This is a genomic window from Plantibacter sp. RU18 (assembly GCF_050613355.1).
GTDB lineage: Bacteria > Actinomycetota > Actinomycetes > Actinomycetales > Microbacteriaceae > Plantibacter.
In genome coordinates this window covers 1,877,586-1,902,365 of record NZ_CP159618.1, presented here as the reverse complement: position 1 = coordinate 1,902,365, position 24,780 = coordinate 1,877,586, and the positions used below count along the sequence as shown (strand labels likewise).

Below are 24,780 nucleotides of genomic sequence, written 5' to 3'. Positions count from 1 at the left end.
AGCCGACGTCCTGCTGGGGTGCCCCGCCGTCAGCACGGTTGATCGAGCTGTACCTCGGCACTGTCGAGCACCCGGCCGCTGAAGCGCTCCCAGTCCTCCGGAGTGTTCGGGTAGAACGACGCCAGCGTGAACCCCTCGAGCTCGGTCAGGTCCGAGTCCTCGAGGGAGGTCTCCGTCAGCACGTCGGCCGAAGCGAACGCAGCCTGAACCGGGTCGCCGGGGACGATGAACGCCGGCGCGACCGTCGAGCCGCCCTCGCCGCGGACGACCACCTCGAGCGCGCCGTCGATCTGGAGCGTGCTCACCCCGGCCTCCCGCAGTTCGATCTCGAACGGCGCACACTGCACCGGCGGCAGCGCGATGTTCTGCAGGTAGTCCATCGTGCCCACACTGCCGGCGACCAAGCCGTCGGGGAACTGCAGCCGGATGGAGACCCCTGACCCCTCGGTCCCCCGCGGAACGAACGCGCGCAGATCGACTGCCGACGATGCCGGGGACGTCGCACCGGCGGTGCTCGGAGGCCCGTCTTCAGGCACCGATCCCACGCAGCCGGTCAGGGCGAGGGCTGCGACGAGCACCCCCGCGACGAGCAACGGTCGGTTCTTCCACGCACGAGTCATACCCCGACGCTACCGAATCTCGCGGCGGCAGGTGGAACGCATGAGCGCAGGGTCTCCGCGGCGGGATCGTCCTGCTCCCGTGCCGACGTCCTGCCGTGGTGCTGACCGCTACATGCGCTCCGGGGCGGAGACGCCGAGCAGGTCGAGGCCGTTGCGGATGACCACACCCGTCGCGTCGTTCAGCCACAGGCGCGTGCGGTGCAGATCCGTGACAGGCTCCTCTCCCATCGGGACCACCCGGCAGCTGTCGTACCACTTGTGGTACAGGCTCGCGGTCTCCTCCAGGTGGCGCGCGACCCGGTGCGGCTCACGCAGTTGGGCCGCCTGCGCAACGATCCGCGGGAACTCCTGCAGGACACCGAGCAACGCGGACTCCGACTCGTGGACGAGCAGCTCCGGCGCGAACGCACTGCGGTCGACACCGGCCGACGCGGCGTTCCGTGCGACCGAGTTCGTGCGGGCGTGCGCGTACTGCACGTAGAACACGGGGTTGTCGTTCGTGCGGCTCCGCAGCTGCTCGGGATCGAGTGCGAGCGGCGAGTCGGCCGGGTACCGACCGAGCGAGTAGCGCAGCGCATCCGTGCCGATCCAGGCCTGGAGGTCGTCGAGCTCGATGATGTTGCCCGCCCGCTTGGAGAGACGGGCGCCGTTGACGCTCACGAGCTGTCCGATGAGGACCTCGATGTCGCGGTCGGGGTTGTCGCCCGCAGCACCCGCGAGCGCCTTGAGACGGTGCACGTACCCGTGGTGGTCGGCGCCCAGCAGGTAGATCTTGTGCTGGAAGCCGCGGTCACCCTTGTTCAGGTAGTACGCGGCATCCGCGGCGAAATAGGTGAAGACGTCGTTCGAGCGACGGATGACGCGGTCCTTGTCGTCGCCGAAGTCGGTCGTGCGCACCCAGACGGCTCCCTCGTCGTCGTAGACGTGCCCCTGCTCGCGGAGACGGTCGACGGCCTGGTCGATGAGGCTCGTGCCGTCCTCGCCCTTCGCGTGGAGCGTGCGCTCGCTGAACCACACGTCGAAGTGGACGTTGAACCGTTCGAGTGACGCCTGGATCTCGCCGAGCTGCAGCGCATAGGCGTGTTCGCGCGCCACTTCGCGGGCGTCGGGACGTTCCAGCAGATCGGGGATGTCCGCGAGGACGGCCTTCGCGAGGTCGCCGATGTAGGCGCCCGGGTATCCGCCCTCCGGCGTCGGCTCGCCCTTGGCCGCGGCGAGCACCGAATCGGCGAAGGTGTCCATCTGGTTGCCGGCGTCATTGATGTAGTACTCGCTGACGAGCTTCGCGCCTGAGGCGGTCAGGACACGCGCGAGCGAGTCGCCGAGCGCCGCCCAACGGGTGTGGCCGATGTGCAGGGGCCCGGTCGGGTTGGCCGAGACGAACTCGAGGTTGATGGTCTGGCCGGCGAGCGTGTCGTTGCGGCCGAAGGCCTCATCGGCGTCGACGATCACCTTGGCGAGCGCACCGGCGGCAGCCGCATCGAGACGCACGTTGATGAAGCCGGGGCCCGCGACCTCCACGGACGCGACGCCGTCGACCTGCACGAGCGCGTCGGCGAACTCCTGCGCGAGCTCGCGCGGGTTGGCGCCGACCCGCTTCGCGAGCTTCATCGCGATGTTGCACGCCCAGTCACCGTGATCGCGGTTCTTCGGGCGCTCCAGGACGACGTCGTCAACCGAGACACCGACATCCTCCGTGATACCGGCAACATCGCGTCGTCGCTCGACGATCGGGACGACGATGGCGTGGAGGGCGGAGGCGAGGTCTTCAGGAGTCACGAGGAGCGATTCTACCCGGCAGGCGGGTCACCAGGCGTCCGGTGACGCCCGACCAGACGAGTCAGGCGAGGACGACCGGCTGTGCGGGATCGTCCGACGGCAGCACGTCGATCAACGCGTCGACCCGCATGTCCTCGACGGACACGTTGCCCTGGTGGTTGCTCAACCAAGCGACGTCGGCCGCGTCCCGTCCCGTCGCGATGCGGACGAGGGACTGACGCGGGGCAAGGCCCGTCGCGTCCACCACGTGCCAGGCTCCGTCGACGAATCCCTCGGCGACCGCGTGGAAGTCCATCGGCACGAGCCCCGGCGCATACACCGAGGCGTACCGTGCCGGGATGTCGAGCGCACGCAGCATCGCGATCGTGAGGTGCGCGAAGTCCCGGCAGACGCCCCGGCCGGCGGCGAGGGTCGACACCGCACTGTCCGAGACCGTTGTCGACCCCGACACGTAGGAGAGGTGGCGCCCCACCCACGCCGCGACCCACGGCAGCACCTGCAGACCGCCGGACACCGAACCGTCCGCATCGAGACGGCGATCCTGGAGCAGGTAACCGAGCTCGTTCCGAGCGAGGGAGAACAGCACGTCGGACTCGCAATAGCGACTCGGACGCAGATAGGTCACCGTCTCGAGCGCATCGACGGCGCGCGGGACGGCATGACCGACGACGACGGCCTCGTACTCGACGTGCAGCTGCCCAGGCTCGGCCACGACCCGATGGAGCCTCGTGTCGTCCGGGCCGATGATCTCCGTGACCGCGCACGGACCCTGCGAGGACTGCACCTGCAGCCGCTCACTCGCGAGCGGAGTCCCGCCGGCGGCCGCGATGGACAGGATGAGGTCGGCTCGGTCGTGCACCCGCAGGTCGAGCGACGCGGTGAGGGTGCGCTGCATGCCCTCATTGTCACACGCACGACCCGCGCGCCAGCCCCGAAGCGGCTCGGTTCCGGCTTCCGTCCCGACTCTGGTAGTTTGGTCTCGTTCCGCCTTCGTAGCTCAGCGGAAGAGCGCTTCCCTCCGGAGGAAGAAGTCGCTGGTTCGAATCCAGTCGAGGGCACCACCAGCAGCATCCTCGCCATTCCGCATGACCAGACGGACAAGCGCACTGTTCCAGCTCGCGAGGAAGAAGTCGCTGGTTCGAATCCAGTCGAGGGCACCACCAGCAGCATCCTCGCCATTCCGCATGACCAGACGGACAAGCGCACTGTTCCAGCTCGCGAGGAAGAAGTCGCTGGTTCGAATCCAGTCGAGGGCACCACCAGCAGCATCAGCACCGAGTCCGCAGCGCATCGGCGATACTTGAGCCATGCGACGCGCCAATCGTCTCCCGGACGTGACGCTCCGCATCGTCGACCGGTCCGCGGCAGACGAGCTCGACCTGGACGGTACCGCCGCCCGCCTCGGCGCGGGTGGTCGCCGACGACTCGACGAAGGCTCCCCCGCCGACGTACGACGATTCCTCGTCGGCCGTGCGCTCATCACCCGGACCGTCTCAGAGACGTTCGGCGTCGCTGAATCGCTCGTCATCGTCAGCGCTCGATGCGCGGACTGCGGGCTGGAGCACGGACGACCGACCGTCGATATCGGCGGGCCCACTGTCGCGGCGAGCGTGTCGCACACCACCACGTCCACTGCGGTGGCGATCTCGTCCGCGCCGTCGATCGGCATCGACCTCGAACGACTCGACCCGAGACGCTTCGCAGGAGTCGAGGGTGTCGTCCTCTCCCCCGCCGAGCTCCGCCGATGGTCTGCTCTCCCGGGCACCGACCGCCTGCGTGCGCTCGCCGAGCACTGGACGATGAAGGAGGCGATCGTGAAGGCACTCGGGACCGGGCTCCGGATGGATCCGGCGACCGTCGAGCTACCGCAGCCCACCGAGGTGGTGCCAGTGGAAGTCGTCGGCCGACGGTTCGTCCTCAGCCGGCCGGAACTCGCACCCGGCCTCCTCACCGCAGTCGCGGTGCTGGTCTCCCTGACCGGAGACGTCCCTCCGCTCAGCGCTTCGGGAAGGGCGGCAGACGTTCGTGGAACAACCAGGCGTCGAGGAGGGCTTCGACGGGCTCCGGCGCGTGCCGCTCGGCCGTGCGGATGAAGCCGTCCGTCGACACGCTCGCGAACCGGTACGACTCGACCCAGTCGTGCAGCATGTCGAAGAACGCGGCGTCCCCGAGCAGGACGCGGACGGCGTGCAGGGCGATCGCACCGCGCTTGTAGACGCGATCGTCGAACATCGCCTCGGGTCCCGGATCGCCGACGACGAGGTCCTGCGGTTCGCGACGGAGCACGGCGTAATGCGCTCGAGCACACGCATCAGCGGTCGCCGAACCGGACTCCTCCGACCACAACCACTCGGCGTAACAGGCGAAGCCCTCGTGCAGCCAGATGTCCTTCCAAGCCGCGATCGTCAGGCTGTTCCCGAACCACTGGTGCGCGAGCTCGTGCGCGATGAGGCGCTCGGAGCCGCCCGCACCGTCCACGTGGTTCCGTCCGAAGATCGACATGCCCTGCGCCTCGAGCGGGATCTCCAGCTCGTCATCCGTGACGACGATGCCGTAGCTCGCGAAGGGATACGGCCCGAACGCACGCTCGAAGCAGGCGATCATGCCGACCTGATCGGCGAAGTCGCGCCGGAATTCCGGCAGCAGGTCTGTGGGCAGATGCGCGACGACCGGCACCGGTGCGTCCGCCCGTGCATTCACGACGAATCGTTCGTAGCGCCCCATCTGCACCGTCGCCAGGTACGCCGCCATCGGCTCGCGCTGCTCGTACACCCAGGTGGTCTTGCTCGCCTTGGCCACGCGCGAGACCAACTCGCCCGGAGCCACGACCGCGTACGCCGATGCCGCGGTCACGCTGATCCGATAGGCCGCCTTGTCGGAGGGATGGTCGTTGCACGGATACCAGCTCGACGCCCCGCACGGTTGCGAGGCGACGATGACGCCGTCCTCGAGCTCCTCCCAACCGATGTCGCCCCACGGGCTCCTGACGGGCTTCGGGTTCCCCGAGTACCGGATCACGACGGTGAATGCGGCGCCGTCCTCGATCGCCACGCGAGGCGTGAGCGTCAACTTGCCGGAGCCGTGGGTCCGCTTCGCCTCCGCGCCGTCCACCTGCGCCTTCCCGACACGCAGCCCGTGGAGATCGAGCGAGAACCGGGTGAGTCGTTCGGTCGCGACCGCGGTGATGCGGGCTGTCGCGGCGACGCCGTTGCGATCGACGTCGTAGTCGAGCTCGAGCTCGTAATGCGAGACCGAATAGCCGGTGTTCCCGCTGCTCGGCGTGTACGGGTCGCCCGCGCTGCGCAGACGGACGAGGGAGTCTCCCATCAGGACGCGGCGATCGCGGGCTCGCGGTACTCCGCCGTCGTCACCTCGCGCCACGGCCCGATGGGGTTCCCGCTCCACCGGCTACCTGCCGGGACACGCTCTCCACGCATGACGAGGGAAGCCGGTCCGACCGTGGCATCGTCGTCGATCCGTGCGCCGGGGAGGATGACGCTGTGCGGCCCGAGAGTGGCGCCTGAGGCGAGTTCGACCTGATCCATGCTCATGATTCGATCATGGAACAGGTGGGTTTGCACAACGCACCCCCGGTTGACGGTCGCTCCGTCGCCGAGACGGACGAGATCGGCCTCCGGCAACCAGTAGCTCTCGCACCAGACCCCGCGCCCGATGCGCGCACCGAGTGACCGCAGCCACCAGTTGAGCGCAGGCGTCCCGGTGGCAGGCTGCGCGAACCACGGCGCCGCCACCATCTCGACGAAGGTGTCGGACACCTCGTTCCGCCAGATGAACGACGACCAGAGTGGGTGCTCCCCCGATCGGATCGGGCCGACGATGACCCACTTCGCCACCGTCGTGATCCCTGCGGCGAGCGCCCCGGCCGCGAGCAAGACGGCACCACTCAGCACGACTGCGACGCCGAGGCTCCACGTGTCGGCGAGCCACGCGAGCGCGAGGAGGACGAGCAGGGCGATTCCGGTCGTGACCATGACGGGCACGATGCGGCAGAGTTCCCACAGCGTCCGGGCGATCCGCAGTCGGACCGGCGGATCGTATGTCCGGTCGAGGTCGGCGTCGGAGACCTGCCGGCGCAGACGCATCGGCGGGCTGCCGAGCCAGGACGAGCCGGACTTCGCCTTTCGCGGGGCGGCCGATAGGACGGCGACGAGCCCGTTCTTCGGAACGTGCATGCCGGGCCCCGCCATCCCGGAGTTCCCGAGGAAGGCGCGCTTCCCGACCGACGCGCCGGCGATCTTCATCCACCCGCCACCGAGCTCGTAGGAGGCGACCATCGTGTCGTCTGCGAGGAAGGCGCCGTCGCCGACGGTCGTCATGCGCGGGAGCAGGAGCACCGTCGACGCTTCGACGTTCCGGCCGACCTTCGCGCCGAGGAGGCGGAGCCAGACGGGGGTGAAGAGGCTCGCGTAGAGCGGGAAGAGCAGGGTGCGCGCGGCATCCAACAGGCGTTCGGTGGCCCACACCTGCCAGCCGACGCGGCTGCGGACCGGGAAGTACCCCTCTCGGAGGCCCAGCCCGAGCAGGCGCACGAGGCCGATGGTACTGACGGCCAGGACGACGAACCACACGACCGTCGCGACGGGGATCCAGACGAGTGCCCGCACGGAGAACTCCAAGAGGTCCGCGGAGCCGACCGCACCGGCCGCGACAACCACCGCAGCGAGCACGAAGGCGAGGAACGGAAGGACCGACAGCACTGCAGAGCCAGCGCCGTACGCGAGGAGCCAGCGCCGACGACGGGGCGGTCGCTCGACCGGCCACACTGGCTTCGCCTTGCCGACCCGCACGGCGGGCGATCCGGACCACAGGTGCCCGGACGGCACACGGCCGAACACCGACGATCCCGGTGCGATCTCGGCCCGCTTCCCGATGCGGGTCCCCGCGAGCAGTGTGCTGCGCGCTCCCACCGTGCTCTCCGCACCGATGTGCACGTGCCCGAGCCGGAGGGTGTCGCCGTCGATCCAGTACCCGCGGAGATCGACCTCCGGTTCGATCGACGCACGGGCACCGACGGTGAGGAAGCCCGTCACCGGCGGGACGCTGTGGAGGTCGGCGTCCGGGCCGATCTTCGCGCCGAGCGCACGCGCGTAGTTCGATATCCAGGGCGCTCCGGCCAGGCTGACCGCGCCCACCGAATCGGCGACGCGCTCGGCGAGCCACAGGCGCACGTGCACGGAGCCACCGCGCGGGTAGTCGCCGGGGCGCACCCCGCCGAGCAACAGGCGCGACGCGATCACGGAGATCGCCATACGGCCGATCGGCGTGATGAACAGCAGGAAACCGATCGCGATCCACCACCACGACACCATGGGCAGGAAGGGCACGTCGGCGACGAGGCCGAGCACCCGGCTCCCGGCGAGCAGGTACACGAGCCAGCGGAGACCGACGAGGATGAGGAGCGGAATGCCGAGCAGGGTCTGCGCCCACTGGGTCCCGAGCGGCACCGGCAGCACCGGATCGGCCACCACGGCCGCACTGCGGCGCTCCGGCCGACGGCCGTCGAGCTCCGCCGTCATCGCCCCGAGTCTCGGGTGGCCGTAGATGTCGGCGACGGTGAACTCGGCATCGCGGGTGCGGATGAGCGACACGAGCTGCGCGGCAGCCAAGCTGCCGCCGCCGAGGGAGAAGAAGTTGTCGGATTCGGCGGTCACACGCACCCCGAGGACGGCCGTCCACTGCTCGGCCAACCAGGCCGCGGTGCCGGACAGCGTCGATGCGTCCTCACCGTCGGCGCCGCCGAGCGGCCATGGCAGCGCGGCACGGTCGACCTTCCCGGAGGTCCGTGTCGGCAGCTCGGGGACCACCGTCAGCAGCGGGACGAGCGGGGCCGGCAGCTGGTCGCGGAGCTCCGCGAGCGACGCCTCGATCGAGAAGCCCGAGCCGTCGGCGACGGCGAGATACCCGACCAGAACCGAGTTCCCCGCGGCAGTCTTCTGCACTGCCGCCGCGGCTCCGGAGACACCGGGGAGCGCCTGCAACGCCGCCTCGATCTCGCCGAGTTCGACCCGGCGTCCGCCGATCTTGACCTGGTCGTCGGCCCTGCCCTGGAACACGAGTCCGGCGGCCTCGTACCGGACGAGGTCGCCGCTGCGGTACGCCCTCGACCAGCCGAGGCTCTCCATCGCTGCGTACTTGTCCGCGTCCTTCGCAGGGTCGAGGTACCGGGCGAGTCCGACACCGCCGATGATCAGTTCGCCGGTGCCGCCCTCCTCGACCGGGACACCGTCGGCGTCCACGACAGCGAGATCCCATCCGTCGAGCGGGAGGCCGATCCGCACCGGATCCTCCCCAGTCAGCAGCGCAGCACACGCGACCACGGTCGCCTCGGTCGGGCCGTAGGTGTTCCAGACCTCGCGGCCGTCCACAGCGAGACGGGCGGCGAGCTCGGGCGGGCACGCCTCGCCACCGAAGATGAGCATGCGGATGTTCTCCAGCGACTCGGCCGGCCACATGGCCGCGAGGGTCGGGACCGTGGAGACGACGGTGATGCCCTTCGCGGTGAGCCACGGACCGAGGTCCATGCCGCTGCGCACGAGCGACCGCGGTGCCGGGACCAGGCAGGCGCCGTGACCCCAGGCGAGCCACATCTCCTCGCAGGACGCGTCGAATGCGACGGAGAGGCCCGCGAGCACCCGGTCGCCGGGCCCGAGCGGTTCCGCCCGGAGGAAGAGGCGGGCCTCCGCATCGACGAACGCGGCGGCCGACCGGTGCGACACCGCGACCCCCTTCGGTGTGCCCGTTGAACCCGAGGTGAAGATGATCCAGGAATCGTCGTCCAACCGAGCCTGCTCGACGACCGAGGTGGCACGGGTCGCGGGATGCGGTGCCGCACCGGAGACAAGCTGCACGCGTTCGGTGGACGCCGCAGGTGCGCCCCCGATCCCCTCAGCTGGAAGCGGACGCTCGAAGACGCCGCCGTCCGTCAGCACGCCGACCACGGCGGCCTCCCCGAACACCAGTCTGGCCCGCTCCTCAGGATCGTCCGCGTCGACCGACACGTATGCGGCACCGGCGAAGAGTATCCCGAGGATGCCCAGGTAGAGGTCTCGCGTCCCCGAGGCGATCCTGACCCCGACCCGGTCACCACGACGGACTCCGACGGCGAACAGTCCGGCCGCGACACGCTCGGCGTGCACGATGAGCTCACGGTAGCTCAGTGCGCCTTCCGGATCCTCGAGCGCCGATGCCTCCGGGTGCGTCGCAGCGACCTGGCGGAGGACGTCCAACAGCGTGCGCTCGGGCGGTGTGCGCGCACCGCCCAGGAGCCCCGGCTGCCGTTCGGCGAGCAGAGCCGCGGTCGTGTCTGCGTCCATGCGCGATCCCCTGTCGTCCGGCTGATGGCGTCGCCAACGGTAGGCAGCGCGCATGGACGGTTGGTGAACACCAGTCAACCGTCAGATGTCCCCGATACGACCGCGACCCACCGGCCGCGCCTGGGTTCCCGCCCAGGCGCCGTGCCTATCATGGGGCGCGTGACCATCGAATACACCGTGCCCCAGGAACGCCAGCTCGTGACCGCCATCCCCGGTCCCCGATCGATCGCCCTCACGGAGCGTCGCCGAAAAGCAGTGTCGCGCGGCGCCGGCAACCTCGCGCCGGTCTGGATGGACCACGGTTCCGGCGGCATCCTCGTCGACGTCGACGGCAACCACATCATCGACCTCGGCACCGGCATCGGCGTCACGACGATCGGACACGCCAACCCCGACGTCGCAGCAGCCGCGGCCGAGCAGGCGACGAAGCTCACGCACACACTCTTCACGGTGACTCCGTACGAGAACTACCTGAAGGTCGCGGAGAAGCTCGCCGAGATCACCCCCGGCGACTTCGAGAAGCATTCGATCCTGCTCAACTCCGGCGCCGAAGCGGTCGAGAACGCCGTGAAGATCGCGAAGAAGTACACCGGTCGTCGCGCGATCGTCGCCCTCGACCATGCCTTCCACGGTCGCACGAACCTCACCATGGCGATGACCTACCGTCCGGCACCCGAGCGCCTCGGTTTCGGCCCGTTCCCCGGCGAGATCTACAGCGTGCCGTTGTCCTACCCCTTCCGCGACGGACTGACGGGACCTGAGGCTGCAGAGGTCACCATCGACTACATCGAGCGCCACATCGGTGCGAGCGAGGTCGCTGCGTTCTTCGCCGAGCCCGTCCTCGGCGACGGTGGCATCGTCATCCCCGCGCCCGGCTACTTCGCGCGTATCAGCGAGTGGTGCACCGAGAACGGCATCGTGTTCGTCGCCGACGAGATCCAGGCCGGAATCGGGCGCACGGGCGCGTGGTACTCGATCGAACACCATGGCGTCGTGCCCGACCTCATCACGAGCGCGAAGGGTATCGCCGGTGGCTTCCCGCTGTCGGCCGTCACCGGCCGCGCCGAGATCATGGACTCGGTGCAGCCGGGCGGCATCGGCGGCACCTTCGGCAGCAACCCCGTCTCGACCGCGGCGGCGCTCGCGACCTTCGACGTCATCGAGCGCGAGGACATCCTCGGCGAGGCCCGTCGGGTGGAGGCGACGCTGCGTTCGCTCATGGGCGACTGGGCGGAGCGATTCGACATCGTCGGCGAGGTGCGGATCATCGGTGCGATGGCCGGGGTCGAACTGGTCGTGGCCGGAACGAAGGACCCGCACCCGACCGCGTTGCAGACCATCATCGACGCATCGATCGCTCAGGGCGTGCTCGTCCTCGACGCCGGCTCGTGGGATTCCGTCCTCCGACTGCTGCCGAGTGCGGTGATGTCGGACGACCTCCTGCGCGATGCCGTCTCCGTCCTGGAAACGGCTCTGGCCCAGGTCGCCTCCTAGTCCGTCCCCCATCCCAGCGCGGTGCGCTCGACCGAGCGCGGGTCTGTGGGTGGCAGCGCGGTGCGCTCGACCGAGCATGCGTCGACCGGCGGCGGCGCGGCCCTCTGGCGCGACAGCAGGTCTCTGGAGGGGCACGCTCGCGCCAATGGGGCGCGCTCGGTCCAGCGCACCGCGCTGGTGGCACGACAGGTGGGGTCAGTCGACGGTGACGAAGACGATGAGTTGCTCGACCCGTCCGAGGAGCTCGGGCTCGAGGTCGTTGAAGCCGCGCACCTGACCGAGGATGCGCTTCCAGGCGCGCGCGATGTCCGCCTGGGAGTCGCGTGGCCATCCGAAGGCGTCGCAGATGCCCTTCTTCCACTCGATGGAGCGCGGGATCGTCGGCCACTCGGTCAGTCCGACGCGAGCCGGCTTCACCGCCTGCCAGATGTCGACGTAGGGGTGCCCGACGATGAGCACGTTCCTGCCGTTCGGTCTTGCCATCACGGCGTCGGCGATCCGCTGCTCCTTCGATCCGCGGACGAGGTGATCGACGAGGACGCCGACCCGTCGGTCGGGACCCGGACGGAACTCGGCCAACGCGGCATCGAGGTGGTCGACACCTGCGAGGTACTCGACGACGACGCCCTCGACACGGAGGTCGTCACCCCAGACGCGTTCGACGAGCTCGGCATCGTGCCGACCCTCGACGAAGATGCGGCTGGCTCGGGCGACCCGAGCGGTCGTCTCCACCGCGAACGACCCCGACGCGGTGCGGGCCCGACCGGTCGGTGCGGCCTTCGGCACGATCAGGACGACAGGCTCGCCCTCCAGCAGGAATCCTGTACCCAGGGGGAAGATCCTGCGCTGACCGCGGTAGTCCTCGAGCTCGACCGTCTTCGCCTCGACGCGAGTGATCGCTCCGCAGAACCCGCCGAGCTCCTCGACCACGAGATCGGTGACCGCCTCGACCTCTCGGGCGACCACTCGGTTCTTCTTCCGCCAGTCACCCGCGAGGACGTCCTGGCCGTACCTGTCTTCGAACACCTGTCCACGCTACTCAACCCGTTGCGCGATCTCAGGAGCCCAGCGGCGCGGCGGCCTGTCCCGACGGAGCAGCGGTCAGGCCGCTGCTCGCTCGGCTTCGCGGGCGAGGCCTCCGAGGAGCAGGCCGAGCTGGTCGTCGACGGTGCCTGGGTCCTCCGGGTGCCACTGCACACCGGTGATCGGGAGCGTGCGGTGCTCGATGGCCTCGATCGTGCCGTCGGACGCCCAGCCGACCGCCCGCAGGCCGTCACCGAGCGCGCCGACGGACTGGTGGTGCGCGCTCTGCACTTGCACCCGTCGACCGCCGAGGCGGAACGCCAGGGCGCTGGACGGGTCGAGCTCGACCTCGTGCGGCGTCATGATCTGGTCCACGGGTACGCCGTCGTTGCGGTGCGAGCTGTGCTCACCGAGGTCCTGCACGAGCGTCCCGCCCAGCGCGACGTTGATGATCTGGTGGCCGCGGCAGATCCCGAGCAACGGCGTTCCGCGCTCGGCGGCCCGACGCGCGACGGCGAGCTGGGCGCGGTCGGCCTCGGCGAAGTGCTGACCCTCGCCGCGGTAGCCGCCGGTCCCGCCGTAGTGGATCGGGTCGATGTCGGCGCCGCCCATGATGACGACGGCCGACGCCGCATCGGTGGAGGCGAGCAGCGCATCCGTTCCGAGGTCCTGGGCGGCGAGCCTGCTGACGCGCCACCCGGCGCGCTCGGCGGCAGCGATGGTGCGGCCGATCAGGACCTGGACGTATTCGTGATACGCCTGGTCGTCCTCGCGGAACCTCGTGACCTCGACGAGCGCCAACATGGGTGAGACGTGTCCTTGCATGATGCTCCTTCCGAGGGTCCGTGAGACGACCCACCAAGTCTGACGCCGCCTGGCCGGATCCGCGAGCAGTGGCGTCACGGTCGGTAACAGAACCCCCGGCGATCCGAGCCGTTCTTGCCTGGGAGGCTGCTGTAGAGAAGTCGGGTGACCCGGTCCTAGACTCGGAACCGAGCCGCGGGGTGGGGCTCGGATGGTCCGAACGAGTGACGAGGTGACCGATGCGGGTTCGCTGGGCGATATCGATCTGGGCGTTCTGCACGGCCGTGCTCCTCGGAGCAGGAGCGACGGCTGCCATCGCCGACGACCCCGTGCAGCTCGGCAGCGGACGCGTCGCGGACAGCGCAGGCGTGTTGAGCAGCGGCGAGGTCGCGAGTGTCACCGATGCCATCGACTCGCTCGCCTCCGACCGCAACGTCGACCTGTGGGTCGTCTACGTCCCGACCTTCACGAACCCGAGCGACGCCGAGTCGTGGGCGAACCAGACCGCCGAGGACAACAACCTCGGCCCGAACCAGTACCTGCTCGCCGTCGCGACCGACGACCGCGCCTACTACCTCTCCGGCGATTCGAGCGGACCCGTCTCCGGCGATCAGCTGACCGAGATCGAGCAACAGCTCATCCTGCCGCAGCTGCGCGCAGACGACTGGGCCGGCGCGGGGGTAGCCGCCGCCCAGGGCCTCGGCACCGCGGTCGGAGGAGGATCCATCGGCTCGTCCGGTGGCGGATCAATCGGCTCGGGGGCATGGGTGATCCTGATCCTCGTCCTGGTGGTCGCAGCGGGCGCGTTGGTCCTGTTCCTCATCTCCCGCAGGCGTCGCAAGGCCGCGGGATCCGTCGGCACCGGCCCCGCCGGCCAGCCCGTCGACCCGCTGACGACCACCCCGATCCCCGAGTTGGTCCGTCTCGCCGGCAGCGCCCTCGTGCAGACCGACGACGCCGTGCGCACGAGCGAGGAGGAGCTCGGCTTCGCGACGGCTTCGTACGGAGAGGCGTCGACAGCCGCGTTCACGACGGCACTCGCTGGAGCGAAGGACGAGCTCTCACAGGCGTTCGCACTCAAGCAGCGGCTCGATGACGCGGAGCCGGACACCGAGCAGCAGCACCGCGACTGGAACATCCACATCATCCGCCTCTGCGAGCACGCGAATCATGTCCTGGACGAGCAAGCAGCCTCCTTCGACGAACTCCGCGCCCTGGAGAAGAACGCCCCGGCCGCCGTCGAGGAGCTGCGGGCGCGCGCGGCTGCGGCCGAGCCGACCATCCGAGCGGCGCGCGACACCGTTGCCGCGCTGCAGAGCAGATACACCCCTGATGCGCTCATCACCGTCGTGGACAACGCGTCGCAGGCCGAGGAACGGCTCACGTTCGTCGGCACCGCTGTGGCCGATGCAGCGACCAAGCTCGCCGCCGGCGACTCCGGCGAAGCCGCCGTCGGGATCCGGGCGGCAGAGGAGGCCCTCGATCAGAGCGCTCAGCTGACGGGCGCGGTCAAGCGCCTCCAGGCCGACCTCACCGCGGCTGAGCAGAACCTCGCGGCCCGACTCGCCGAACTCGACGGCGACATCGCCGCGGCCGGCGGCCAGCCCGATCCGACCGGCACCCTCGCGCCCGTGGTGGCGAGCACCGCGGCCGTCGTCGCCCAGGTGCGGGGGGCGCTGGGAGCCCCCAGCAACCCGATCGCGCTGCTCGCACGTCTCGACGCGGCGAACGCTCAGATCGACGGAGCCATGCAGGGTGTGCGCACCGCCGTCGAGCAGCAGCAGCGTGCCGCGGCCGCGCTCGGCCAGACGCTCGAAACCGCTCGTGCGCAGGTGTCGGCGGCTGAGGACTTCATCGTCTCCCGACGTGGAGCCGTCGGAGCGGAGGCACGCACCCGGCTCGCGGAGGCGGGGCGCACGCTCGTCCAGGCGCAGGGCCTCGCGTCCTCCGACCCCGCACAGGCGCTCTCCCTCGCGCAGCGGGCGAACTCGCTCGCCGGCCAGTCGGTCCAGCTCGCGCAGGCCGACCTCGGTCAGTTCCAGACGCAGGCGGCCGGCGGACTCGACAGCATCTTCGGCGGCGGGCAGAGCCAGGGTGGCGGCGGCAACGGCGTGCTCGGGGCGGTCCTCGGCGGCATCCTCATCAACTCCGTCCTCGGCGGCGGAGGCGGAGGCCGGTCGAGCGGCGGGATGTTCGGGGGCGGCTCCAGCGGCTCGTCCCGCTCGTCGCGCGGCTCGTCCCGCAGCCCGGGCAGCTTCGGCGGCGGCGGCACCCGCTCCCGTCGCGGCGGCGGCCGATTCTGAGCCACACCGCCACAGACCACCACGACGCGAACCGTCATCATCCGACCGACACGACACCGAGCAGGACACGAGAGGAAACACACCATGGCCGAGAAGCAGTCCATCTTCGGACGAATCGCACAGTTGACCAAGGCGAACATCAATGCGCTGCTGGATTCCGCAGAGGACCCGCAGAAGATGCTCGATCAGATGGTCCGTGACTACACGAACTCCATCGCCGACGCCGAGAGCGCCATCGCCGAGACCATCGGGAACCTGCGTCTCCTCGAGCAGGATCACAAAGAGGATGTGGAGGCCGCATCGGAGTGGGGGAACAAGGCCCTCGCCGCAAGCCGGAAGGCGGACGAGTACCGTCAGGCCGGCAACGCCGCCGACGCCGACAAGTTCGACAACCTCGCGAAGATCGCGCTGCAGCGTCAGATCGGAGCGGAGAACGAGGCCAAGCAGGCCGAACCGCAGCTGGCGTCGCAGACGAAGGTCGTCGACCAGCTGAAGAACGGCCTGAACGGCATGAAGGGGAAGCTGGAGCAACTCAAGACGAAGCGCAGCGAACTCGTCGCCCGCTCGAAGACCGCGGAGGCGCAGAAGAAGGTCGCGGACGCCGTCGGCAGCATCGACATCCTCGACCCCACGAGCGATCTCAGCCGCTACGAGGACAAGATCCGTCGCGAGGAGGCGAAGGTCCTCGGACAACAGGAACTTGCGGCATCCAGCCTCGACGCGCAGTTCAACGACCTCGACGACCTGGGTGAGCTCACTGAGGTCGAGGCCCGCCTCGCAGCCCTGAAGGGCGGCCCGGCCGCCTCTTCACCCGCCATCGAGTCCGCCGGACCCGAGTACACGCCGAGCTCAGGCTCCTAGCACCCGCGCGAAGGGCCCATCGGCGACGCTCCGTCCACCCGGTGAGGCCCTTCGCCGTCGCAGCATCCGCTCCGCACGGATCACGTCCGCGCACGTCGGATCCGCACCGATCAGGAAGGCACAGCATGACGAAGTTCGTCGTCGTCCCACAGTGGCAGGGCTCCGGCTCGTCGAGGGCCATGCAGTTGATCGACGGAGCGGAGGCGATCCGCGGAGACCTGCCGACGGCCGCCACGACGCTCGTGTTCGTGCCGGCCGAGGCGGGCGAGGCGCTCGACACCGACATCCGTCGCGCCAGCTCCCTGATCACCACCGCCGAGCTCCAGCGCCAGGCGATCGCCGGGATCACCGACCCCGTCATCACGATCGGCGGCGACTGCGGTGTCGAACTCGCCTCCGTCGGAGAGGCACTCCGACGGGACCCCGGCATCGCGGTCGTGTGGTTCGATGCGCACGGCAATCTCAACACGCCGCTCAGCTCGCCGTCCGGCTCCTTCAGTGACATGGTCGCCAGAGCACTCACCGGTGAGGGCGCGGCCGGTCTGCTCCCCCAGGTCCCGCTCGACCCGGCACACCTCGTCCTCGTCGGCGTCCGCGATCTCGACGACGCCGAACTCGCACACGTCGAGGAACGCAGCATCCCGATGGTCTCGTCCGTGATGACGAGTGCGGCCGAGGTCGTCGCCGCCGTCGAGTCGACCGGAGCAGAGCGGGTGTACCTGCACGTCGACGTCGACGTGTTGGATCCTTCGGTCATCGCCGGGGTCAGCTCGGCCGTGCCCTTCGGTCTCGAGCTCTCCACCCTGCTCGACTGCATCACCGAACTGCGCGCCCGCTTCGGCTTCGCCGGTGCAGGCGTCACAGGCTTCTCCCCCGGATCGCCCGACGCGGCATCCGACGACCTCGGAACCATCCTCCGCATCATCGGTGCGATCAGCCGAGAACCGAGATCCAGCACACCGACAACGACAGGAATCACCTCATGACCCGTACCGTCGACCTCATCGTGATCGGCGCAGGACCCGTCGGCGAGAACGTCGCCGACTATGCGCACCAGGCCGGGCTCAGCGTCGTCATCGTCGAGAGCGAGCTCGTCGGGGGCGAGTGCTCCTACTGGGCGTGCATGCCGTCGAAGGCGCTCATCCGCTCCGGGGCAGCGCTCCGGGCAGCGAAGCTCACGGGCGGTTCGATCCCGGAGGACACGGCTCTCGACCCGCTCAAGGTGCTGGCCCGCCGCGATTCGTTCACGAGCGACTGGTCTGACGCCGGCCAGGTGCAGTGGCTCGAGGGCGCGGGGATCGACCTCGTGCGCGGGCACGGCAGGCTCACGGGTGAGCGTGAGGTGACGGTGACGTCCGCAGACGGTTCGACGACCGTGCTCCTCGCCACCCACGCCGTCGCCGTGTGCACCGGCTCGGCAGCGCTCCTCCCGGATGTCCCCGGCCTCGCCGAGTCACTGCCCTGGACGAGCCGCGAGGCGACCAGTGTCCAGGATCTACCCGAGTCGGTCGCCTTCCTCGGCGGCGGCGTCGTCGCGGTGGAACTCGCGACCGCGTACCGCTCGCTCGGCGTCGAGGTGACGCTCATCGCCCGGAGCGGCCTGCTCCGCGGTACCGAACCGTTCGCCGGTGAACTCGTCGAGACATCCCTCCGCGACCTCGGCATCACCATCGTGCACGCCTCGCCGACCGCGGTCTCCCGAAGCGACGACGGCGCCGTGACGATCGAGCTCGACGGCCATGACGCCGTCACCGCAGCCGAACTCGTCGTCGCAACCGGACGCACGCCCCGCTCCGACGACCTCGGGCTGGAGACGGTCGGGTTGGAGCCTGGCTCCTGGATCGACGTCGACGATCAGCTCCGGGTACGCGGCAGCGACTGGCTGTACGCGGTCGGCGACGTCAACCATCGTGCACTCCTCACCCACCAGGGTAAGTACCAGGCGCGCGCCGCAGGGTCCGTCATCGCCGCTCGCGCGACGGGCGGCGACGTGGACACTGCCGCGTGGAGCGACCACTCGGCCACCGCGGACCACGCGGCGGTCCCTCAGGTCGTCTTCTCGGAGCCGGAGGTCGCCGCGGTCGGCCTGACCGCCGCGCAAGCGCAGCAGGCGGGGATCGACCACCGCGTGGTCGACTACGAGATCGGCAGCATCGCCGGCGCGAGCCTCCACGCCGACGGCTACACGGGCCGGGCGCGGATGGTCGTGGATGAGAGCCGAGGTGTCATCATCGGCATGACCTTCGTCGGCCAGGACGTCGCAGAGCTCGTGCACGCCGCGACGATCGCCGTCGTGGGCGAAGTCCCCGTCGACCGGCTGTGGCACGCGGTGCCCTCCTATCCGACGATGAGCGAGATCTGGCTGCGCCTGCTCGAGACCTATCGGAGCGGTGCGTGAGCGCTCCCGTATCGTCTGCGAGTACCGCTCGCGACAGGAGGGGCGGCGGCCCGCTCCTCGACACGCCCATCAGCCGCCTCGGCTACTGGTACGCGACCCTCACCGGTGTGATCTGGGGCGCGATCTGGAGCACCGGAAAGGTCGAGCGTCGCGGCGGCATGATCGTGTTCCGCGGCATGCCTGCGTGGTCGTTCGGTCGCGGCGGCTCGTGCGTCGGTGGCGTGTACCTGACCAACCGGAACGTCTCGACCCGCGTCCTCGAGCACGAGGCCGTCCACAAGCGTCAGTGGCAGCGCTACGGCATGCTGTTCCCGCTCATGTACGCGATCGCCGGCCGTGACCCGCTGCAGAACCGGTTCGAGATCGAGGCAGGGCTCGAGGCCGGTGGCTATCTGCCGCGTCGTCGCTCCGCGACCTGACCCCGCGAGTCGTCGGTCGACCGTGGTCAGTGCGAGGCGCGTTCAGGCGCGCCGGCACGACGAGCTGCACGCGCACCGACGCTCGCGAGCGTCATGCGGAGGTCGTTGCGCAGGCCCATGAGGTGGTCCGTCTCGCCGCCGATCCACACGTGGTATTCGGCCGATTCGTGTCCGTCGACGTCGAGCATCTCGCTCGCCCAGGCGCGGGTGGCCCGTGCGACGGCCTGACCCCGGGCACAGCCGGTGCCGGTGCCGGGTTCGCCGCTGCGGGCCGTCCGGGTGAGCCAGGTCACCACCACGCGGCCGGGAGACTGCAGCAGTTCGATGGCGCTCGCATCCTCCACCTCGACGAAGACCTGGCCACGGGCGCAGATCGGGAGCATGGCGAGCACGTCGGCCAGCTCACCGATGGACGACTCGTCACCGGCGAGGAGCACGTGACGTGCATCGGCGAGTGCGAACTCTGCCGGTTCCTCGAAATAACTCACGGGCTAAGTATAGGCATGCCTAAGCTGCGGTCCGCCCCGAAACCGTCGGCTGTGCGGCAGATCACAATCCGATCACTGTGTGACGCGGTCTGACGGCGCAAGTGGCACCGCACACGCTGACTGGGTACGCTCGCTGATGCCGCAGCGACGCGGCTTTCCGGACGCGGTCCACTATTCGGCGGCCCGACGCGGGAATCCCCGCTGCCCGGACTCGGTTGAGCGTCTACAAGACGCTCGCCAACCCAGCATCCCTGAAAGGACCATCATGCGTCATCGTCAGCTGCGTCGTCAGCTCCTCACCGCCGTCGTCGCGGTCACCGGCGCCGCCCTCGTCCTCACCGGATGCGCCGGCCCGGCTGCGAAGCCCACCGCCGACGCGGATGCGAGCCTGCGCGTCGGGCTGGTCCTCGAGCCCTCGGACCTCAACATCCGCTCCACCTCGGGCGCTGCACTCGACCAGATCCTCATCGACAACGTGTACCAGGGCCTCGTCTCCCGCACCGAGACGAACGAGGTCGTCGACACCCTCGCGAAGAGTCACGAGATCAGCGATGACGGTCTCACATACACCTTCGTCCTGCGCGACGGCGTGACGTTCCACGACGGCGCAGCGCTCACCGCGGCAGACGTCGTCGACTCGATCACCCAGGTCCAGCAGAATCCGGCCTTCGTCGACAACGTCGCACTGCAGAAGGTCGCTTCCGTGACGGCCGTCGACGACTCCACCGTCCAGCTCCAGCTCACCTCCCCCGACTCCAACCTGCTCTGGACCCTCACGGGCCGCGCCGGTCTCGTGCTCGAAGCGGGCGCCGACAACGACCTGTCGATGACGGCGAACGGCACCGGTCCCTTCACGCTCAAGACGTGGAAGCAGGGCGACAGCATCACCTTCGAGCGGAACGACGACTACTGGGGCGACGCGCCGGCCGTCAAGGAGGTCGTCTTCAGCTACATCCCCGACGCCGCCTCCGCGGTGAACGCGACCCTTGCTGGCGAACTCGACGTGCAGACGGCCCTCGACGCCAACTTGCAGGACCAGATCACGAAGGCCGACGGTTTCAGCATCACCGAGGGCAAGACGACCGACAAGTACACGCTGGCGTTCAACAACCAGCGCGCACCGCTCAACGACCCGCTGGTCCGTCAGGCGCTCCGCACGGCAATCGACCACGCAGCGATCGTCGAGGCGGTCGGCGGTGCCGCCGTCGAGCAGTTCGGCCCGATCCCGGAGCTCGACCCGGGCTATGAGAACCTCAGCGAGCTCGTCTCCTACGACCCCGATGCCGCGAAGGCGCTCCTCGCGCAGGCCGGACAGGAGAACCTGTCCCTCACGCTCACCATCCCGAGCTTCTACGGCACCTCCGTCGCGAACGTCCTCGTGTCCGAATTCAAGGCGATCGGCGTGACGCTGAACGTCGACAGCGTGGAGTTCCCGACCTGGCTGAACGACGTCTACACGAACAAGGATTACGACCTCAGCTACGTCAACCACGTCGAGGCGCGCGACTTCCAGAACTGGGCGAACCCGAACTACTACTTCGGCTACGACAACGCCCAGGTGCAGTCGCTCTATGCTGAATCCGTAGCGGCGACCGATCCGGCCGTCGCAGCTCAGAAGCTCAAGGAGGCGGCGTACCTCGTGTCGAAGGACAACGCAGCCGACTGGCTCTACACCGCGATCACCCTCACGGTGGTGCGCGACGGCGTGACCGGCTTCCCGGTCGACTCGGTCAACGCGCGCATCAACCTGGCGAAGGTCGCCGTGACCGGGTGACCCGCTTCATCCTGACGAGGCTCGTCCTGCTCCTCGTCGGGCTGCTCGCCGCCAGCGCCCTGATCTTCTTCACGATCAGGGTGCTGCCGGGCGATGTGGCGCAGGTCATCGCCGGTACCGACGCCACCCCGGAAGCGGTCGCCGCGATCAGGGAGCAGCTCGGCCTCGGCCAGCCGGTCCTCCTGCAGTACCTCGATTGGCTCGGCGGCCTCCTCCGCGGCGATCTCGGCAACTCGTTGATCACCGGGACGCCTGTCGCAAGCGAACTGGTCGAGAAGGCCCAGGTGACACTCGCACTCGGCATCATGGCGCTCGTCATCGCGCTCGCGTTCAGTGTGCCGCTCGGCGTGCTCGCTGCGCTCCGGCGCAAGCGGGCGACCGGCACCGTCATCTCCTTCGCCTCCCAGGGCCTCGCAGCGGTCCCGGTCGTCTGGGCGGGCATGATGCTCGTGCTGCTCTTCGCAGTCGTGCTCGGCTGGTTGCCCGCTCAGGGGTTCCCGCGCGCCGGATGGGACGATCCCGGTGCCGCCATCCGCGCCCTCCTGCTGCCGGCGCTCACGATCGGCATCGTCGAGGGTGCCGTCCTCCTGCGGTTCGTCCGATCGGCCGCCCTCGACGCGATCGGTCAGGACTACGTGCGCACCGCGGCCGCGAAAGGGCTGACGCGATCGCAGGCGCTCATCCGTCATGGGCTGCCGAACGTCGCCCTGTCCGTCGTCACCGTGCTCGGCCTGCAGATCGCGGGCCTCATCGTCGGGAGCGTCATCATCGAGCAGCTCTTCACCCTGCCCGGCATCGGGCGGATGCTCGTCGCCGACGTCGGCAACCGCGATCTCGTGAAGGTGCAGGGCGAGCTCCTCGTCCTCACGGGCGTGGTGCTGGTGATCGGCGCCGTCGTCGACGTCATCCACCGCCTCGTCGATCCCCGCCTCCGCGAGCGGGAGCGCACCTCATGAGCGGGCAGCAGCGCCTTCGCCGACCACGCGCCGGTTCAGCCGGATTCCGCGCGCTCATGACGAGCCCTGCAGGCGCGTTCGGAGTCGTCGTCGTCACGGTCCTCGTCCTGTCGGCCGGCATCTCATTCCTCTGGACGCCCCACGATCCGCAGCTCACCGACCCGTTCGCGAAGTGGCTGCCGCCGTCCGTCGAGCATCTGCTCGGAACCGACGAGGTCGGCCGCGACATCTTCAGTCTGCTGCTCGTAGGATCGCGGGTCACGGTCGCCGTCGCGATCGGTTCCGCCGTCGTCTCGACGATCGTCGGAGTCGCGCTCGCGGCCCTCGGCTCGCTCACCCGACGCTGGGTCCGTGAGGCGGTCGCCGTGCTCATCGACATCCTCATCGCCTTCCCGACCCTGCTCATCGCCATGATGATCGCATCCGTGTTCGGCGGCTCCCTCTGGGTCGTCATCTGGGCTGTCGGCATCAGCTTCGGTGTGAACATCGCGCGGGTGACGCGGCCCGAGATCCGTCGCGTCTCGCACAGCGAGTACGTGCTCGCCGGACGAGCTGCCGGACTCGGTCCGGTGCGCAACCTCACGAGGCACCTGCTGCCCAACGTGGCGCCCGTCTTCATCGTGCAGCTGTCCTGGTCGATGGCGGTCGCCGTCCTCGCCGAGGCAGGCCTCTCCTACCTCGGCTACGGCGCCCCGTCGAGTGTGCCGTCCTGGGGCCGCATGCTGAGCGAACTACAGACCTACCTCGCCGTGCACCCGCTGTCCGTGCTGTGGCCGGGGCTTGCCATCACGATCACGGTGCTGGCGCTCAACCTGCTCGGCGATGCCCTGCGCGACGCGACCGATCCGACGCTCGGACGCCGCGCGCCCACGACCACACCGACCTCGCCACAGGGGGTCACGGCATGAGCCTCGAGGTGGAGGACCTGGTCATCACCCTGGGCGGACGACGCGTCGTCGACGGCGTGGGGTTCAGCGTTCCGGACGGCGCACGGTTCGGGATCATCGGCGAGTCGGGCTCCGGGAAGTCGCTGACGGCTCTGGCGATCCTCGGACTCCTGCCGGATGGAGCCGAGGTGGGCGGGAGCATCCGCTGGGAGGGGACGGAACTCGTCGGACGCGACGATCGCGAACTGGCGAGGATCCGCGGACGTGAGATCGGCATCGTGTTCCAGGAGCCGCGCACCGCGCTGAACCCCATCCGCACGATCGGACGACAGATCGGAGAGCCGCTGCGCATCCACGAGGGCGCGTCGAAGCGCGCGGCCATGGCGCGGGCGATCGACCTCGCCGCCCGAGTGCGTCTGCCAGAACCCGACCGTATCGTCCGCCGATACCCGCATCAGCTCTCCGGTGGCCAGCGCCAGCGCGTCGCTGCGGCGATCGCGCTCGCGTGCCGTCCGTCGCTCCTCATCGCCGATGAACCGACCACGGCGCTCGACGTCACGATCCAGTCCGAGATCCTCGGCCTGTTCGAACGTCTGGTGTCCGAGACCGGTTCCTCTCTCGTCTTCATCACACACGACCTCGCGGTGCTGTCCCGCATCGCCACCGACGCCGTCGTCCTCGCGCAGGGCAAGGTCGTCGAAGCCGGTCCGGTCGCGAAGCTGTTGTCCGCCCCGGTCTCCCCCGTCACGCAGCGACTGCTGGCGGCAGCGAAGACGATGAGCTGGAAGGGCGAGGACGATGACTGAGACACCCGACCTGACCCAGCTGACCCAGCCGCTTCTGCGTGCCACGGGCGTCAGCCGGGTGTACACGAACCCACGCGAGAGCCTCTTCCAGCGCCCGAGCCGCACGGTCGCGCTCGAGCCGAACGACCTCGTCGTCGCACCGGGCGAGGCTGTCGGCATCATCGGCGAGTCCGGGTCCGGGAAGTCGACGCTCGTCCGGCTCCTCCTCGCGCTCGACACGCCCTCGTCCGGGACCGTCGAGTTCGAGGGACGTCCGGTCACCGCCGCGGCGAGTGCGAAGAGCCTGCACCGGTTCCGCCGTCAGACGGGCATCGTCTTCCAGGACCCGTACGCCTCGCTCGACCCTCGGATGACCGTCGGCAGGATCGTCGCCGAACCGCTGCAAGCGCTCGGCATCGACGGAGAGCACCGCTCGCGCGTCAGGGCCGTCCTCCGCCTCGTCGGGCTGGACGCCGATGCCGCCGACCGGTTCCCGCACGAGTTCTCCGGTGGTCAGCGGCAGCGGATCGCGCTGTCCCGGGCGATCGTGCACCGCCCACGACTCCTCGTCGGCGATGAACCGCTCAGCGCCCTCGATGTGACCGTGCGGGCCCAGATCCTCGAACTCCTCGCGCGGCTCCGCGCCGAACTCGGCCTCGCCGTCGTGCTCGTCTCCCATGACATCGGCGTCGTCCAGCACCTGTGCGACCGCGTGATCGTCATGCGAGACGGGGCGATCGTGGAGGAGGGCCCGGTGTCGCGAGTCCTCAGCCGACCGTCCCACCCGTACACCACGCAGCTGTTGGCTTCGGTCCCCCGCCTCTGACGAGGTCTCGGCACCTCGACAAGCTCGGT

General features: G+C 69.5%; 20 protein-coding genes and 1 tRNA gene. 13 read left to right on the top strand and 8 right to left on the bottom strand.

The genetic code is table 11. From position 1 onward, the window contains the following. Positions 1–29 precede the first annotated feature (29 nt). From ABMA10_RS09170 to ABMA10_RS09160, 3 genes are all read right to left on the bottom strand, one after another. Complete coding sequence (locus tag ABMA10_RS09170; protein WP_347868365.1) at positions 30–620, bottom strand: hypothetical protein; 591 nt, start codon at positions 618–620, stop codon at positions 30–32. Between the two features lie 108 nt (positions 621–728). Beyond that, positions 729–2,399 (bottom strand): arginine--tRNA ligase, encoded by a 1,671-nt coding sequence (locus ABMA10_RS09165; protein WP_347868366.1) that lies wholly within the window; start codon positions 2,397–2,399, stop codon positions 729–731. A gap of 61 nt (positions 2,400–2,460) precedes the next feature. Beyond that, positions 2,461–3,294: a transglutaminase-like domain-containing protein gene (locus ABMA10_RS09160; protein ID WP_431031443.1), complete on the bottom strand. Its 834-nt coding sequence runs from the start codon at positions 3,292–3,294 to the stop codon at positions 2,461–2,463. 91 nt (positions 3,295–3,385) lie between these two features. Here ABMA10_RS09160 and ABMA10_RS09155 point away from each other — a divergent pair. Both ABMA10_RS09155 and ABMA10_RS09150 read left to right on the top strand, forming a co-directional pair. Further along, a tRNA-Arg gene (locus tag ABMA10_RS09155) sits at positions 3,386–3,460 on the top strand. A 246-nt stretch (positions 3,461–3,706) separates the two neighbouring features. Beyond that, positions 3,707–4,492, top strand: a complete 786-nt coding sequence (locus tag ABMA10_RS09150) for a 4'-phosphopantetheinyl transferase family protein (RefSeq protein ID WP_431031442.1) — start codon at positions 3,707–3,709, stop codon at positions 4,490–4,492. On the opposite strand, the gene ABMA10_RS09145 is transcribed toward ABMA10_RS09150, so the two are convergent. Both ABMA10_RS09145 and ABMA10_RS09140 read right to left on the bottom strand, forming a co-directional pair. Then, the gene (locus ABMA10_RS09145; RefSeq protein WP_347868369.1) at positions 4,395–5,726 is read right to left on the bottom strand and encodes a M1 family metallopeptidase; all 1,332 of its coding nucleotides are present in this window, start codon (positions 5,724–5,726) and stop codon (positions 4,395–4,397) included. The two genes, ABMA10_RS09150 and ABMA10_RS09145, sit on opposite strands and share 98 nt — an antisense overlap. Next, on the bottom strand, positions 5,726–9,733 hold the full coding sequence (locus tag ABMA10_RS09140) for a Pls/PosA family non-ribosomal peptide synthetase (protein WP_431031441.1): 4,008 nt from the start codon (positions 9,731–9,733) through the stop codon (positions 5,726–5,728). The genes ABMA10_RS09145 and ABMA10_RS09140 overlap by 1 nt, the downstream gene beginning before the upstream one ends. Before the next feature lie 150 nt (positions 9,734–9,883). On the opposite strand from ABMA10_RS09140, the gene ABMA10_RS09135 reads away from it, so the two are divergent. Further along, positions 9,884–11,227, top strand: a complete 1,344-nt coding sequence (locus ABMA10_RS09135) for an aminotransferase class III-fold pyridoxal phosphate-dependent enzyme (protein WP_431031520.1) — start codon at positions 9,884–9,886, stop codon at positions 11,225–11,227. Between the two features lie 195 nt (positions 11,228–11,422). On the opposite strand, the gene ABMA10_RS09130 is transcribed toward ABMA10_RS09135, so the two are convergent. Further along, positions 11,423–12,253 (bottom strand): DUF3097 domain-containing protein, encoded by an 831-nt coding sequence (locus tag ABMA10_RS09130; protein ID WP_347868372.1) that lies wholly within the window; start codon positions 12,251–12,253, stop codon positions 11,423–11,425. Positions 12,254–12,328: 75 nt separating this feature from the next. Further along, complete coding sequence (locus tag ABMA10_RS09125) at positions 12,329–13,075, bottom strand: gamma-glutamyl-gamma-aminobutyrate hydrolase family protein (protein ID WP_347868373.1); 747 nt, start codon at positions 13,073–13,075, stop codon at positions 12,329–12,331. Positions 13,076–13,293: 218 nt separating this feature from the next. Here ABMA10_RS09125 and ABMA10_RS09120 point away from each other — a divergent pair, with 218 nt between their 5' ends. The 5 genes from ABMA10_RS09120 to ABMA10_RS09100 all read left to right on the top strand — a co-directional run bounded on the left by ABMA10_RS09120 (position 13,294) and on the right by ABMA10_RS09100 (position 19,035). After that, complete coding sequence (locus tag ABMA10_RS09120) at positions 13,294–15,357, top strand: TPM domain-containing protein (RefSeq protein ID WP_347868374.1); 2,064 nt, start codon at positions 13,294–13,296, stop codon at positions 15,355–15,357. Positions 15,358–15,441: 84 nt separating this feature from the next. Beyond that, positions 15,442–16,218, top strand: coding sequence for a PspA/IM30 family protein (locus tag ABMA10_RS09115; RefSeq protein WP_431031440.1), 777 nt, complete (start codon positions 15,442–15,444; stop codon positions 16,216–16,218). A 125-nt stretch (positions 16,219–16,343) separates the two neighbouring features. Continuing rightward, positions 16,344–17,204: an arginase family protein gene (locus tag ABMA10_RS09110; RefSeq protein WP_431031439.1), complete on the top strand. Its 861-nt coding sequence runs from the start codon at positions 16,344–16,346 to the stop codon at positions 17,202–17,204. After that, positions 17,201–18,616: a dihydrolipoyl dehydrogenase family protein gene (locus tag ABMA10_RS09105; protein WP_347868377.1), complete on the top strand. Its 1,416-nt coding sequence runs from the start codon at positions 17,201–17,203 to the stop codon at positions 18,614–18,616. Before ABMA10_RS09110 ends, ABMA10_RS09105 begins: the two co-directional genes overlap by 4 nt. After that, on the top strand, positions 18,613–19,035 hold the full coding sequence (locus tag ABMA10_RS09100) for a Fe-S oxidoreductase (RefSeq protein ID WP_347868378.1): 423 nt from the start codon (positions 18,613–18,615) through the stop codon (positions 19,033–19,035). Before ABMA10_RS09105 ends, ABMA10_RS09100 begins: the two co-directional genes overlap by 4 nt. Positions 19,036–19,061: 26 nt before the next feature. Here ABMA10_RS09100 and ABMA10_RS09095 read toward each other — a convergent pair whose 3' ends face one another. Further along, complete coding sequence (locus ABMA10_RS09095; protein WP_347868379.1) at positions 19,062–19,523, bottom strand: SIP domain-containing protein; 462 nt, start codon at positions 19,521–19,523, stop codon at positions 19,062–19,064. Positions 19,524–19,788: 265 nt separating this feature from the next. Here ABMA10_RS09095 and ABMA10_RS09090 point away from each other — a divergent pair, with 265 nt between their 5' ends. Genes ABMA10_RS09090 through ABMA10_RS09070 form a run of 5 tightly spaced genes read left to right on the top strand, consistent with a single transcriptional unit; the run spans position 19,789 to position 24,751 of the window. Further along, positions 19,789–21,297: an ABC transporter substrate-binding protein gene (locus ABMA10_RS09090; protein ID WP_431031438.1), complete on the top strand. Its 1,509-nt coding sequence runs from the start codon at positions 19,789–19,791 to the stop codon at positions 21,295–21,297. After that, entirely contained in the window at positions 21,294–22,253 is a 960-nt protein-coding gene (locus ABMA10_RS09085; RefSeq protein WP_347868381.1) for an ABC transporter permease, read from the top strand. Before ABMA10_RS09090 ends, ABMA10_RS09085 begins: the two co-directional genes overlap by 4 nt. Further along, on the top strand, positions 22,250–23,161 hold the full coding sequence (locus ABMA10_RS09080) for an ABC transporter permease (protein ID WP_414693659.1): 912 nt from the start codon (positions 22,250–22,252) through the stop codon (positions 23,159–23,161). Before ABMA10_RS09085 ends, ABMA10_RS09080 begins: the two co-directional genes overlap by 4 nt. After that, positions 23,158–23,946 carry an ABC transporter ATP-binding protein gene (locus ABMA10_RS09075; protein WP_347868382.1) on the top strand — a complete coding sequence of 263 codons (789 nt, stop codon included), beginning with the start codon at positions 23,158–23,160 and terminating at the stop codon, positions 23,944–23,946. The genes ABMA10_RS09080 and ABMA10_RS09075 overlap by 4 nt, the downstream gene beginning before the upstream one ends. After that, positions 23,939–24,751 carry an ABC transporter ATP-binding protein gene (locus ABMA10_RS09070; protein WP_347868383.1) on the top strand — a complete coding sequence of 271 codons (813 nt, stop codon included), beginning with the start codon at positions 23,939–23,941 and terminating at the stop codon, positions 24,749–24,751. The genes ABMA10_RS09075 and ABMA10_RS09070 overlap by 8 nt, the downstream gene beginning before the upstream one ends. Positions 24,752–24,780 lie beyond the last annotated feature (29 nt).